This window comes from Kitasatospora acidiphila (assembly GCF_006636205.1).
GTDB classification, from domain to species: Bacteria; Actinomycetota; Actinomycetes; order Streptomycetales; family Streptomycetaceae; genus Kitasatospora; species Kitasatospora acidiphila.
In genome coordinates, this window is the sequence record NZ_VIGB01000003.1 from 1,630,915 (window position 1) to 1,644,327 (window position 13,413).

General features: G+C 71.8%; 12 protein-coding genes and 1 pseudogene. 5 read left to right on the forward strand and 8 right to left on the reverse strand.

Features of this window, described 5'->3' with window-relative positions; all coding sequences use genetic code 11:
- Window positions 1-21: 21 nt before the first annotated feature.
- Window positions 22-438, reverse strand: coding sequence for a group III truncated hemoglobin (locus E6W39_RS08265; RefSeq protein WP_141632970.1), 417 nt, complete (start codon window positions 436-438; stop codon window positions 22-24).
- Window positions 439-477: 39 nt separating this feature from the next.
- Window positions 478-1,770: an RNA-guided endonuclease InsQ/TnpB family protein gene (locus tag E6W39_RS08270; protein ID WP_228718026.1), complete on the reverse strand. Its 1,293-nt coding sequence runs from the start codon at window positions 1,768-1,770 to the stop codon at window positions 478-480.
- Between the two features lie 229 nt (window positions 1,771-1,999).
- On the opposite strand from E6W39_RS08270, the gene E6W39_RS08275 reads away from it, so the two are divergent.
- Window positions 2,000-2,668: an HAD family hydrolase gene (locus E6W39_RS08275; RefSeq protein WP_141632971.1), complete on the forward strand. Its 669-nt coding sequence runs from the start codon at window positions 2,000-2,002 to the stop codon at window positions 2,666-2,668.
- 5 nt (window positions 2,669-2,673) lie between these two features.
- Window positions 2,674-3,666 carry an aldo/keto reductase gene (locus E6W39_RS08280; protein ID WP_141632972.1) on the forward strand — a complete coding sequence of 331 codons (993 nt, stop codon included), beginning with the start codon at window positions 2,674-2,676 and terminating at the stop codon, window positions 3,664-3,666.
- 92 nt (window positions 3,667-3,758) lie between these two features.
- Here the strand turns inward: E6W39_RS08280 and E6W39_RS08285 are convergent, their stop codons facing one another.
- The 6 genes from E6W39_RS08285 to E6W39_RS08305 form a co-directional block, all read right to left on the reverse strand.
- Window positions 3,759-4,433 carry a winged helix-turn-helix domain-containing protein gene (locus tag E6W39_RS08285; protein ID WP_141632973.1) on the reverse strand — a complete coding sequence of 225 codons (675 nt, stop codon included), beginning with the start codon at window positions 4,431-4,433 and terminating at the stop codon, window positions 3,759-3,761.
- A gap of 113 nt (window positions 4,434-4,546) precedes the next feature.
- Window positions 4,547-4,675, reverse strand: a complete 129-nt coding sequence (locus E6W39_RS42715) for a hypothetical protein (protein WP_267286679.1) — start codon at window positions 4,673-4,675, stop codon at window positions 4,547-4,549.
- Window positions 4,676-4,754: 79 nt separating this feature from the next.
- Window positions 4,755-5,351, reverse strand: a complete 597-nt coding sequence (locus E6W39_RS08290; RefSeq protein WP_141632974.1) for a GTP-binding protein — start codon at window positions 5,349-5,351, stop codon at window positions 4,755-4,757.
- Window positions 5,332-5,751, reverse strand: coding sequence for a DUF742 domain-containing protein (locus E6W39_RS08295; protein WP_141632975.1), 420 nt, complete (start codon window positions 5,749-5,751; stop codon window positions 5,332-5,334). Before E6W39_RS08295 ends, E6W39_RS08290 begins: the two co-directional genes overlap by 20 nt.
- On the reverse strand, window positions 5,751-6,155 hold the full coding sequence (locus tag E6W39_RS08300) for a roadblock/LC7 domain-containing protein (RefSeq protein ID WP_101383583.1): 405 nt from the start codon (window positions 6,153-6,155) through the stop codon (window positions 5,751-5,753). Before E6W39_RS08300 ends, E6W39_RS08295 begins: the two co-directional genes overlap by 1 nt.
- Window positions 6,152-8,902 carry a sensor histidine kinase gene (locus E6W39_RS08305; protein ID WP_181799156.1) on the reverse strand — a complete coding sequence of 917 codons (2,751 nt, stop codon included), beginning with the start codon at window positions 8,900-8,902 and terminating at the stop codon, window positions 6,152-6,154. Before E6W39_RS08305 ends, E6W39_RS08300 begins: the two co-directional genes overlap by 4 nt.
- A 311-nt stretch (window positions 8,903-9,213) precedes the next feature.
- Here E6W39_RS08305 and E6W39_RS08310 point away from each other — a divergent pair, with 311 nt between their 5' ends.
- From E6W39_RS08310 to E6W39_RS08320, 3 genes and pseudogenes are all read left to right on the forward strand, one after another.
- Window positions 9,214-11,037: an AMP-dependent synthetase/ligase gene (locus E6W39_RS08310; RefSeq protein WP_141632977.1), complete on the forward strand. Its 1,824-nt coding sequence runs from the start codon at window positions 9,214-9,216 to the stop codon at window positions 11,035-11,037.
- A 62-nt stretch (window positions 11,038-11,099) separates the two neighbouring features.
- Window positions 11,100-11,905 (forward strand): annotated as a pseudogene (locus E6W39_RS42720) (polysaccharide deacetylase family protein).
- A 152-nt stretch (window positions 11,906-12,057) separates the two neighbouring features.
- Window positions 12,058-13,341: a carbohydrate-binding protein gene (locus E6W39_RS08320; RefSeq protein WP_141632978.1), complete on the forward strand. Its 1,284-nt coding sequence runs from the start codon at window positions 12,058-12,060 to the stop codon at window positions 13,339-13,341.
- The last annotated feature ends 72 nt before the right edge of the window (window positions 13,342-13,413 follow it).

Sequence of the window (13,413 nt, forward strand, 5' to 3'; positions counted from 1 at the left end):
GGTGTTGCGCACCGGCCGGGGTCACGCGCTGCGAAGCAGCAGTGCGGAGAGCGGCACGAAGCCGCCGGGGCCGCCGGTTGCCGGGTCCTCGCCACTGGTGCGGCGGATCAGGTTGACGGCGATCCGCTGGGCCCGCTCCTTGGCGCGCTCGGCGACCGGGCCCTGGTGGCGGCCGTCCACGGTGGCGGACCAGAGCTGCACCCAGCGGCCGTAGTGCTCGGCGGTCAGCGGCAGGGTGGCGTGCGGGGCGAACAGGTTGCCGCGGTACTCACCGGTGCGCAGCAGCGAGCTCGCCCAGAAGTCGGTGATGCGCGGGAGGTGGGCCTCCAGGTCCATGCCGCCGAAATGCCGGCCGATCAGCGGGTCGGCGAAGGCGGCCGTGTAGAACCGGTGCAGCAACAGCTCAAGGTCGCCCCGGGTGGCGATGTCGGTCTGCATGCGGATCTCCTCTCCCACCTCTCGAGGGCCTCCACCGTACTAGGTTGACTGCTCCCCGCCTGGAGGGCGGGTGCTTCCGCCTTCGTCGGAGGAATTTCTGGCTCGTGCTGCGCGGCTGCCCTGCAGGCAGCCGCGTCCTACGCACTCGACGCCAGCCGGGTTCAGACCTGCCCGGTGAAGCATCACGCGGGCGGAGTTCTTGTCTCTGGGACAGGAGGCTCCGCAGGTGGTGCAGATGTAGGTGCGCACGGACAGCGGCATGCGGTGCTTGGCTCTCGCCCCGCAGTGCGCGCAGTCCATCGTGGTGTGCGCTGGGTTGACCAGATACAGGCTTCGGCCGTGCTTGCGTGCCATCTCCTGCAATGCGGTCTTGGTCGCACAGATCGCCCCGTCAGCGGCCTTGCGGGCCATGGTGGTCTTCGCGAGAAATCCGGGGCGGAAGTCCTCCACTGCGATGTGCTGGTGGTCGCGGACCACGGACTTGGCCCATTTGCGGCCGGTGTCCTGGCGCTGCCGGGCAACCTTCTTATGCGCCCTGGCAGCCTGCTGCTGTGCGCGCCGGTAACCCTTGGACGCGGGTTGACCCTTGGGCGGGCGGCGGCGTGACATCTGCCGCTGGTACCTGGCCAGTGCGGCGGCCGCATTCCTGCCGTGCTGCGGGTGCGGGAGGTCGTGGGCGTCGGAGGTGGTAGTCGCGGTCTCGGCCACGCCCCAGTCGATGCCGATCGACAAGCAAGAGTGCGGCAAGGGCTGGAGCTGCGCCGGGACGACAAACGACACGTACCAGTGCCCAAGGCTGTCCTGGTAGACCCGCGCCGAACTGGGGTCGGCTGGAAGTTGTTGCGACCACACCACAGTCAGCACGATGCCTCCCGCCAGATGAAGTCTGCCACCCCTGATCCGGAATCTGCGCCGGGTGTAGTTCAGGCTAGGCCGGGCGTCCTTAAGCTTCTTGTGCCTCGGCATCCCGGCACGCTGCCCTACCGGCAGCTTCGCCTTCATGTCCTTCTGAGCCTTGGCACGGGACTTGGCGAAGTCCCTGACGGTCTGCTGCTGCGGAACCGAAGCCCCCTCACGCAGCCACGCGTTCGCGGCTCGGGCCTCGGTCAGCATCCTGTCCAGCTCTGCCGGGCCGCACGTCACTTTCGGCGCTCCCGCAGGCCTGGCGCGATTGGCCTGATGCCGCTTCTTCGACATGGCCACGCACTCGTTCCACACCCACCGGCACCGCCCCCACTCCGCTTGCAGCAGAGCCAAAGCGGTGGACGACACACGAAGGCGGTAGGTATACCGGGCATGCCCAGCACTCTCTTCAACCTGCACTGTCGCCATAGCGTCACCCTATCAGTACATAGTGTCACTAATGCCGAATCAAGGCATGGATCAAGAAGCAAGGACCACTCCACTGATGCCCATTGACGTCCACGCCCAGCTGACCGCCCAGACCGAGCGCGCCCGCAGGCCTTTCAGCGCAAATGACGATGCAACCGCCCCTGGCCCACTTCTCGGGAAGCAGGCCCCCTCCCCTCACCTGAAGCCGGGGGCATCTTCCGCTCACCCGATGATCGAACTGGTGATCTTCGACTGTGACGGCGTTCTCATAGACAGCGAGCCGCTGGGCGTCGCCGTGGACCGGGTGGCGCTGGCCGACCTCGGGCTGCCGATGACGGAGCAGGAGGTCATCGACCGCTTCGTCGGGCATTCGCACGGCGCGAAGACAGCGCTGATCGAGAAGCTGCTCGGCCGCCCGCTGCCCGCCGACTGGTGGGAGCCGTACCGGCCGCTGCACCGCGAGCTGACCGAGGAGCGACTGGCCCCGGTGGACGGCATCACCGAGGCGCTGGCCGCCATCGAGCTGCCCAGCTGCGTGGCCTCCAACAGCAGCCACCGCTGGCTGCGCACCGGCCTGGGGCTGACCGGGCTGTACCAGCGGTTCGAGGGGCGGATCTTCAGCGGCGCCGAGGACGTGGCGCACGGCAAGCCGGCGCCCGACCTCTTCCTGTACGCCGCCCGCACCCTGGGCGCCGACCCGGCCGCCTGCGTGGTGGTGGAGGACAGCCCGCACGGCCTGGCGGCGGCCCGGGCGGCCGGGATGCCCTCGTTCGGCTACACCGGCGGGGTGATGCCGGCCGAGCGGCTGGCCGGCCCCGGCACGGTGCTCTTCGACGACATGCGCAAGCTCCCCGAGTTGCTGGCCGCCCGTCACCGCGGCGCCGAACTGGCAGGATGACCGTTATGACCTATCTCGCGGCCGACTCCCGCTACGCCTCGATGACCTACCGCCGCGCCGGGCGCAGCGGCGTCCAGCTGCCCGCCGTATCGCTCGGCCTGTGGCACAACTTCGGCGACGCCCAGCCCCTGGAGGTCCAGCGCGCGGTGCTGCGCCGGGCCTTCGACCGCGGCGTCACCCACTTCGACCTGGCCAACAACTACGGCCCGCCGTACGGCTCGGCGGAGCGCAACTTCGGCTACCTGTTCGCCCAGGACTTCCGCCCGTACCGCGACGAGCTGTTCATCGCCAGCAAGGCCGGCTACGACATGTGGCCGGGCCCGTACGGCGACGGCGGCAGCCGCAAGTACCTGCTGGCCAGCCTGGACCAGTCGCTGGCCCGGATGGGCCTGGACTACGTGGACGTCTTCTACTCGCACCGCTACGACCCCGACACGCCCCTGGAGGAGACCATGGGCGCGCTGGCCAGCGCGGTGCGGCAGGGCAAGGCGCTGTACGCGGCGATCTCCAACTACCCGGCGGAGCAGCACCGGGAGGCGGTGGCGATCCTGCGCGAGCTGGGCACGCCGGTGCTGCTCAACCAGAGCGCCTACTCGATCCTGGACCGGCGCCCCGAGCGGGAGGGCGTGCTGGATGCGGTGGGTGACACCCAGACCAGCCTGATCGCCTACTCCCCGCTCGCCCAGGGCCTGTTGACGGACCGCTATCTGACGGGCGAGGTGCCGACCGGTTCCCGGATGTCGGTGGGGCACTTCCTGCGGCGGGAGGCGCTCACCCCGGCCAAGCTGGAGCAGCTGCGGTCGCTGAACAAGGTGGCCGAGCAACGCGGCCAGTCCCTCGCCCAGTTGGCGCTGGCCTGGGTGCTGCGGGATCCCCGGGTGGTGTCGGTGATCATCGGGGCCAGCAGTGTGGCCCAGCTCGACCAGAACCTCGACGCGCTGGCGGCCGGGCCGCTGACCGCCGAGGAGCTGGCCGAGATCGACCGGCTGAGCGCCTGACACTGCGTCAGATTCTCCACGGGACTGCGCGGGCAGCCCGATGTCCGGCCCCTGCTGCTCAGGGGCCGGACATCCGGGTGATTGACGATATCTCAGCTGCGCACGTTGGGCGCATACTTGTAGCCGACCCTGCGCACCGTGATGATGCTGCTACGGTGCGCCGCGCCCAACTTGCGGCGCAGGCGGGCGACATGGACGTCCACGGTGCGGCCGTCGCCGACGTGGCCGTAACCCCAGACCGCGGTGACCAGGTGGTCCCGGGTGTGCACGCGGTGCGGGTGCTGGGTCAGGTGGGCGAGCAACTCGAACTCCAGGTAGGTGAGTTCGAGTGGCTGGCCGTCGACGTGGGCGGTCCGCCGCTCCAGGTCGACGCTGATGCCCCGGGCGGCCGGGACTGGCGGAGCGGTCGGCACCGCCGGGCGCGGGGCCGGCACCGCCGCCACCGGTGCCGCCGCGGCGACGGCGGTCGGCGCCGACTCGGCGGGCACCAGCACCAGGTAGCCGACCATCGGGCGGGCCGCGCCGGTCGGGTCCGGCTGGGTGCCGTACTGGGCGAGCAGGCCCGGCGGCAGGGCGGATTGCGGAACCGTCGCGACCACGGTCGCGCCGGTCGGCAGGGTGCCGAGCAACTCGGGTGACAGCGGCGGCAGTTCAGGTGTCGGCGGCTGCCGACGCAGGTCGGCGGCGGTGGGCGGGCTGGTGACCGCGCGCAACGCTCGCAGCTGCGGGGCGGCGGGCGGGGTCAGGGTGGCCGTAGAAGAAGGCATGGCAGCTCTTTCGCGCGAGAACGAGGGGTGGGCGTCGTCTGCGCGTCGGGGGACTCAGCGGTCCGCACCGCGTCCAGAAGTCCGAGGACGTTGAGAGTCCGGGGACTTGAGGATCAGCGGTGGGCGAGCCGGGACGCGCGGTGCGAACCCGGACAGGTCTGGTCGAAGAGATGCGGCTGCCGGGACGGCCAGAACGGCTCGAGGTCCTGGCGGCCTCGGCTGCTGTCCACGGTGGTGTGCATAGGACCATTGAAGCAGATCAGCGCAGCGCGATCCATGCCAATGGGTGACCAGAGCGCCGACCAACGGGTTGACGACACCTCAGCGCCGCTCGATCGCGTGCTCCACCAGCCGGGCCAGCAGCTCCTTGCCGTCCTCCCGGCGCCGCGCGTCGCAGAGCAGCACCGGCACGTCGGCCGACAGGTCGAGCGCGGCCCGGACGTCCTGGGGTGCGAACGTCTCGGCGCCGTCGAAGCAGTTGACGGCGACCAGGAACGGGATGCCGCGCTGCTCGAAGAAGTCCACCGACGGGAAGCAGTCCGCCAGCCGCCTGGTGTCGGCGAGCACCACCGCACCCAGCGCGCCCTGCGCCAACTCGTCCCAGACGAACCAGAACCGGTCCTGCCCGGGGGTGCCGAAGAGGTAGAGCGCCAGGCCCGGGCGGATGTCGATCCGCCCGAAGTCCATCGCCACCGTGGTGGTCCGCTTGCCCGCCACCTGCGAGGTGTCGTCCAGCGGTCGGCCGAGCTCGCTCAGCCGCTCCTCGGTGCGCAGCGGCCGGATCTCGCTGACCGCGCCGACCAGCGTGGTCTTGCCGGCGCCGAGGCCGCCGGCGACCAGGATCTTCAGCGCCGCCGCGGGCGCCCCGGCCAGACCACGGGGCGCGGCCGACGGTCGGTCAGAGTGCGCGTAGACCATTGATCACATCTCGGAGCAGGCGCTCGTCCGGCAGTTCGGCGAGCGGGACGGGACGGGTGACGTCGATCAAGCCGGCAGCGTGCAGGTCGCCGAGCAGCACCCGCACCACGCTGACCGGCAGATCGGTGTAGGAGCCCAGCTCGGCGACCGAGATCGGCCCGTCGGCGCTCAGCTGGAGCAGCGCGTCGTGCTCCGGGTCGAGCGCCGGGGCCGGCTCGGTGGCGTCCCGGTCGGCGACCGGCCGCGCCGAGATCATCGAGATCAGGTCGAAGAACTCGTCGCCGGCGGGTCTGGCGCGCCCCCGGGTCATCGAGAACAACCGGACCACCGGGCCCGCCTCGTCGTCGAACCAGTGGTCCGGCTCCGCGGGCGAGCCCGGCTCCTGCGGGGTTGTGGCCATCAGGCGGGGTGCCGCGCCTCAGCGGCCAGGTGCTCTCCGACCCGCTTGACCAGCAGCGCCATCTCATAGGCGATCTGGCCGATGTCGGAGTCGGCGTCGGCCAGCACCGCCAGGCAGCTGCCGTCGCCGGCCGCGGTGATGAACAGGAAGGCCTCGTCCAGCTCGACCATGGTCTGCCGCACCCCGCCCGCGTCGAAGTGCCGGCCCGCGCCCTTGGCCAGGCTGTGGAAGCCGGCGGCCACGGCGGCCAGGTGCTCGGCGTCCTCTCGGCTGAGGCCCTGCGAGGCGCCGGTGGCCAGGCCGTCGCTGGAGAGGATCACCGCGTGCCGCAGCGACGCGACCCGTCCCACCAGGTCGTCCAGGAGCCAGTTCAGCTCGCCGGCCGGCTGGTTCATTGCGGTCATCGATCAGATCCTTCCGCTGGTGCGGGTTGTGCTGGTTGAGGGGTGGCCGGCAGCGCCGGCGGGATCGGTGACGAGGCCAGGGCCCGTCGCGGTTCCGGGGCGGGCGCCGGCACGGTCCGCACGACCGGGGCCGGCGGCCGCGGGGCCGGGCGTTGCGGTCCGGCCGGGGCCGGGCGTTCGGGTGCGGCCGGGGCCGGACGTTCGGGTGCGGTCGGGGCCGGACGTTCGGGTGCGGCCGGGGCCGGACGTTCGGGTGCGGTCGGGGCCGGACGTTCGGGTGCGGCGCGGCCTCGGCTGAAGCCGCGTTGGAAGGAGCTGAAGGCGGCGCGGGCTTCTTCCGGCGAGCGGGCGGGAGCGGGGGCGGGGGCGGGCTGCGGGCGCTCGTCCCGTTCGCCCTTCAACTGCGGTGCCAGGTTGGCCTGCTTGACCCGGCGGGGCAGCAGCCCGCCGGCGGGGCGGCCGCCGGAGGACCCGTCAGCGGTCGAGGCGCTCGTGGTCGACTGGGCATCCGTGACCGGGGTGTCGACCGTGACGTCAGCCGTGACCGGGGTGTCGACCGTGACCGGAGCGTCGCCCGGCGTCGCCTCGGATGGCGTGTCGGCCCGGCGGTGCCGCCCGGTACCACCGGGTGCGGGCACCAGCACCGGGCCGCCGGCCGCCCGGCGCCGCGGCAGCCCGCCCGGCGTGCGGGCCGGCTCGCTGCCGGCCGGCTGCGGCCCGGTGACCGGTCGGCCGTGGCCGCGCGTCCGGCCCCGGCGCGAAGGACCGCTCGCACCGCCGGCCACCGCCACCAGCTCGCGGTCCTTGTGCGGCTCGGCGCCGGGCGCGGCGGCCCGCGGGGTCGGCACCTGGCCGGGCACATCGGCCAGCAGCTCACGCGGGATCAGCACCACGGCGGTGGTGCCGCCGTAGGGCGAGGCGCGCAGGCTGACCCGGATGCCGTGCCGCCGGGCCAGCCGGCTGACCACGAACAGGCCGAGCCGGTCGGTGTCGGCCAGGTTGAACGGCTGCTCGACCTCCAGGCGCTGGTTGATCTCGGCGAGCGCCTGCTCGCTCAGGCCCAGGCCGCGGTCGTCGATCTCCAGCGCGAAGCCGTGCGCGACCACCTCGCCCTGCACCGTGACCTGGGTCTGCGGCGGCGAGAACACCGCGGCGTTCTCCACCAGTTCGGCGACCAGGTGGGTGACGTCGGCGACCGCGCTGCCGACCAGCCCGGTGCCGGGGAACGGGCGGACGATCACCCTGGCGTAGTCCTCGACCTCGCCGACGGCGGCCCGCACCACGTCGACCATCCGCACCGGCTTGCGCCAGGCCCGGCCGGGCGAACCGCCGGAGAGGATGATCAGACCCTCGGCGTGCCGCCGCATGCGGGTGGTCAGGTGGTCGAGCTTGAACAGGTCCTCGAGGTCGCCCGGGTCCTCGGTGCGCCGCTCCATGGTGTCCAGCAGGGTCAGCTGGCGGTGCAGCAGCACCTGGCTGCGCCGGGCGAGGTTGACGAAGACGGCGGAGACACCGCGGCGCAGCTCGGCCTGTTCGACGGCAGCCTGGACGGCGGCCCGCCGCACCGCGTTGATGGCCCGGCCGACCTGCCCGATCTCGGCCGGCCCGAACGCCAGCTCGGGTGCTTCGGCGGCGATGTCGACCGCCTCGCCGTCCCGCAGCCGCCGCATCACCGCGGGCAGGCGGACGTCGGCCAGCTCGTCCGCGGAGTTGCGCAGGCCGATCAGCTCGCGGACCAGGCCGCGGCCGATCCGCAGCGAGATCAGCAGGGTGATCACGATGGCCAGCAGCCCGGCGATGCCGGCGATGACGCCCCGCCAGAGCACGCCCATGGCATAGGCGCGGGCCTGTTCGCCGAGGGCGGCGGCCAGCTTGGTGTTCTCGTTGTAGAGGTCGGAGAGCAGCGGGGTCACGGCCCCGCTCCAGCGGGTCTCGCTGATGAAGTGCGCGGCCTCGCTCGGGGAGGCGCTCTGGAACTCGCGCTCGGCCAGGTTGAGGTTCATCCAGTTGTCGCCGCTGTTCAGGCTCTGGTAGTAGCCCAGGTCGGGCTGGTCCAGCTCGTTGATGTAGATCTCGTAGAGGGCCTGCTGGTCGTGCATCGGGTCGATGACGGCCTGGTAGTCCAGCGCACCGGGGGTGTCGGTGTTGAGCAGGCCCTCCATGGCCGCGTCCTCTTGGGAGAGCATCTCGCGGGCCCGGCTGAGTTCGACCAGCACCATTCCCTGGCGGGGCAGTTGGCCGGTCTGCCGGCTGAGGAAGGCGGTGCGGAACTCGAAGGCGGGTTTGAGCAGGTCGGAGTAGCTGCTGATCGCGTACTCCCAGGAGAAGCTGTCCTGTCCGACCTGACCGCGCAGGCCGGGCAGGTTGCCGAGGGACTTGAGGAAGTCCTGCAGCCGGGTCCGCTCGGTCTTGCCCAGTTGGCTGCCGGACGACCCGTTGAAGGTCCGCTGCAACGCGGCCACGTCCTGGTCGGTGGTCTGCTGGGCCTTCAGGTAGTCGTCCTGCACTCCGGAGGCGGCGGGCCGGGCCAGCCGGAGCACCGCGGCCCGGCGCTCCAGCTGCAGGTCGCGGGCGACCGCGTCGACCGGGGCGCCGAAGGTGCGGTAGCTGGAGGCCACGTTCAACTGCTGCCAGAAGTCGCTGGTGGTGACCAGGGTGGCGTAGGCCCACAGGCCGACCAGGGCCACGATGGGCACCAGGAGCAGCGCGATGATCTTCGCGCGGATCGAGCTGCTGCGCAGACGCATGGAGTCCTCGGTCAGGTGTGCCCGCAACCGACCGGGCCGGGGCGCCGGGTCGATGGATCTGCGCGAGCTTACTACTGGATTGTGTGACGTTCGACGCGTCTGGTGGATCGTTTTTGAACATTTGTGGGCATGCGCATGACCGTTGGCACACTCGGGTATCAATCGTGCCCGTTCCATGGGGAATTCAGACTTCTCTGGGCAGCGCCCCGGCGATCCGCTACGGTCGCTTCCGGGGCCGCGGGCAAGGTCGCGATGGATCGGCGGGCGAACCACGGATCGTGCACGGCCTGCCGGGCGGGAGGCCGGACACCGTGCGCGAGCAGAACACCCCGCCCCTGGCCGAGCCCGCATCGGGCGGCCTCGCGGACTCGGTCTACGACACCGCCGAACTCACTCCCCAGCTGGTCCAGTTGGCCCGCCGCACGGACGGCGGCGACCGCTGGCGGCCGGTCACCGCGGCCCGGTTCCGCAGCGAGGTGCTGGGACTGGCCAAGGGCCTGCTGGCGCGCGGCGTGCGGTTCGGCGACCGGGTCGCGCTGATGTCCAGGACCAGGTACGAGTGGACCCTCTTCGACTACGCACTCTGGTCGATCGGCGCCATCCCGGTTCCGATCTATCCCACCGCGGCCGCCGAGCAGGTGCGCTGGATCCTCGCCGAGACCGGGGCGGTGGCCTGCGTGGTGGAGGACGAGGACCACGCGATGACGATCGGCGCGGTCTGCGACGCGCTGCCCGAGCTGACCGGGATCTGGCAGCTGGACCACGGCTGCGTGCGGTCCCTGACCGAGGACGGCGCCGGCATCCCGGAGAGCCTGGTGCACCGCCAGCGCCTGGCCGTCACCCCCGAGACCATCGCCACCGTCATCTACACCTCCGGCACCACCGGTCGCCCCAAGGGCTGCCTGCTCAGCCACGGCAACTTCGCCGCCCAGGCCGACAATGTGCTGGCCGGCTGGAAGAGCGTGCTGTTCGAGGCCGACGGGCAGCCCGCCACGCTGCTCTTCCTGCCCCTGGCGCACGTGTACGGACGGATGCTGCAGGTGGCCGCGCTGCGCGGCGGGATCCGGCTCGCCCACCTGGCCGAGCTGCGCGCCGAGGCGCTGCTCCCCGCCCTCGCGTCCTACCGGCCCACCGTGCTGTTCGCCGTCCCCTATGTGTTCGAACGACTCTACGACGCCACCCGGATCGCCGCCGAACAGGCCGGTCGGGGCGAGCTGTTCGAGCAGGCCATGGCGGTCGCGGTCGACTGGGCCACCGGCAACGAGCGCCGCGCGCTGGGTCACGGCTCCGGCCCCGGCGCGACGGTGCGGATGCGTCACCTGGCGTACGACCGGCTGGTCTACCAGCGGATCCGGGCGCTGTTCGGCGGCCGGGTGCGGCATGTGATGTGCGGTGGCTCCGCGCTCAGCCGCGAGCTCGGCCTGTTCTTCGCCGGTGCCGGGATGACCGTCTACGAGGGCTACGGACTGACCGAGACCACCGCGGCGATCATCGCCAACCCTGCCGACAGCCCCAAGTTCGGCACCGTCGGCCGACCCATCCCCGGCGCCGAGGTGGCGATCGCGGACGACGGCGAGGTCTGGGTGCGCGGCGGCGGCGTCTTCGCCGGCTACCTCAACCATCCGCGCTGCACCACCGAGGCACTGCACGACGGCTGGCTGGCCACCGGTGACCTCGGCCGGCTGGACGAGGACGGCTATCTGACCATCGTCGGGCGCAAGAAGGAGGTGATCGTCACCAGTAGCGGCAAGAACCTGGCACCGGCCGCACTGGAGGAGCGGGTGCGGGCCCATCCGCTGGTCTCCCACTGCCTGGTGGTCGGTGACAACCGGCCCTACATCGCGGCGCTGATCACGCTGGACCCGCGGGCGCTGTCGCACTGGCAGCAGATGCACCGCCGGGCGGCGATGGACGAGTGGGCGATGCTCACCGACGAGGAGTTGCACCTGGAGATCCAGCGGGCGGTGGCGGCCGCCAACACCTCGGTCTCCCGGGCCGAGTCGATCCGGGCGTTCCGGCTGCTGCCGGGCGACTTCACGGTGGAGCACGGGCTGCTCACCCCCTCGCTGAAGCTGCGCCGCAAGGCCATCGCGGAACACTTCGCGGCCGACATCGAGGCGCTCTACACGCCGTGAGCCCGACAGGCGCCGGCGCGCCAGCGGCACGCCTTCGACCGACCTGACGTTCCGTCAGGTCGATGTCCGCCTCCGACGGCACCGGGCATGACGTGCCGCCGGCCTGGACCGCCACCACCGACGGCGGCTGGCAGCAGCTCAGCACCGCCTTCACCACCGGCGCGCACACCACGTCCGTCCACCTCTACCTGCACGGCTGGTACGGCCAGGGCGGCTACCGCGCGGACGACGTCCAGCTGATCGGCCCGGCCCCCGACCCGGCCGGAGCCACCTGGAACGTGCCGACCGGCGACAAGGTGGTCTTCTTCACCGTCGACGACGGCTGGTACCGCACCCCGGAGGCGGCCCGGTTCATCGCCGACCACCGGCTGCCGATCACCGCCTTCCCGCTGCCGATGCCCTCGGAGCTCCAGCCGGACTACTTCCGGCAGGTCACGGCGGTGCCCGGCTCCTCGATCCAGGACCACACCGTTTCGCACCGCGACCTCACCACGCTCTCCCCGCCGAGCAGCAGGCCGAGATCTGCAGCGCCCGCGACATCGACCAGCGGATCTACGGTGAGGCGCCGACCGTCTTCCGGCCGCCCTACTTCGACTACGACGCGGACACCCTGCAGGCGGCGGCCAACTGCGGGATGCGCACCGTGCTCACCGCCACTGCCGACTTCACCCTGGGCGCCTCGAACGTCTACCACGGCGGCCCGCTGCAGCCGGGTGACGTGGTGCTGATGCACCTCACCGACACCCTGGCGAGCGACCTGCGGCGGGCCCTGGCCGCGGCCCAGCCCGGCCGGCCTGCGGCCCGCCGGGCTGGCGGACTACCTGCGCTGATCCTCAAGGCAGCCTTAACTCCTCGCACGCCCCCTTGACCTGACGGATGGTCTAGTCCATTTTGTTCAGCACGCGGCCCGCTCCACCGGGTTCGCAACTCCGGGCAACCCGCATGTCACCCGTCCCGCGCGCCCCCGCCCGTGCGCGGAACGCCCCCCACACCTTCCCCCACTGGAGAGGTTCCCCGCTCATGGAACGCGCCCAGAAGTCCCCCACCACCGAGCATCCGCCACCCGGCCGGCACCGGCGGCGGCGCACCACCGCGCTGACCGCCGTGGCCGCGCTCGGCCTGGCCGCCGGCACGCTCGCCGCCTTCAGCGGCGGGCAGTCCGCCCAGGCGGCCGCCAACACCGCGGCCGGCGCCGCGCTGAGCAGCAACTGGTACGCCTCCGCGCCGTATCTGATGCCGGAGGACAACTCCCCACCGGACGCCGGCGCGGTGATGGACGCCACCGGCCAGAAGGCCTTCCAGCTGGCGTTCATCCTGGACGGCGGCGGCTGCTCGCCGGCCTGGGGCGGCACCTCGTCGATCGACACCGACACCACCATGCCCGCGGTGATCTCGCAGATCCGGGCCAAGGGCGGGGACGTCTCGGTCTCCTTCGGCGGCTACGGCGGCACCAAGCTCGGCCAGACCTGCGGCACTCCGGAGGCCACCGCCGCCGGCTATCAGAAGGTGATCACCAAGTACGGCCTGCACGCGATCGACTTCGATCTGGAGGAGCCGGAGTACGAGAACAGCGCGGCCATCCACAACGAGATCGGTGCCGCCAAGATCCTGCAGGCGAACAACCCCGGCCTGTACGTCTCGATCACCACGGCGGGCACCACCGCGGGCACCGGCTGGTTCGGGCAGCAGATGCTCAACGAGGCCAAGTCCCAGGGTTTCACGCCCGACAACTACTCGATCATGCCGTTCGACGGCGGGTTCAACGGCGCGGCCGGGCAGACCGCCGCGCTCACCCGGTTCAACTCCATCCTGCAGACCACCTTCGGCTGGGACGCGGCCACCGCCTACGCCCACGAGGGCGTCTCGATGATGAACGGGCGCACCGACGCGGCGGAGTACTTCACCCAGGTGGACTTCCAGACCGTGCTGGACTACGCCACCTCGCACGGGATGGCGCGCTACACCTTCTGGTCGGTCAACCGGGACCGCCAGTGCACCCCGGTGGTCGACCCGGGCCTGTCCGGCTCCTGTTCGAGCGTGCCGCAGAACGCCTGGGACTTCACCAGGTACACGGTGAAGTTCGCGGGCGCCACCCCGGTGACCACGCCGCCGACCACCGCACCGCCGACCACCGCGAGCCCGGGCGTGTGCACCGTGCCGCCGTGGAACTCCGGCACCGCCTACACGGCGGGCGCCAAGGTCTCGTACAACGGCCACGACTACACCGCCAAGTGGTGGACGCAGAACGAGGTGCCGAGCGCCAGCGGGCCGTACGGCCCCTGGACCGACGACGGGCTCTGCTGAGCCTGCGCCGGGAACGAAGGACGGCCGTGCGGGTTGGGGGCCCCGCACGGCCGTGGTGCAGCCTGTTCCACT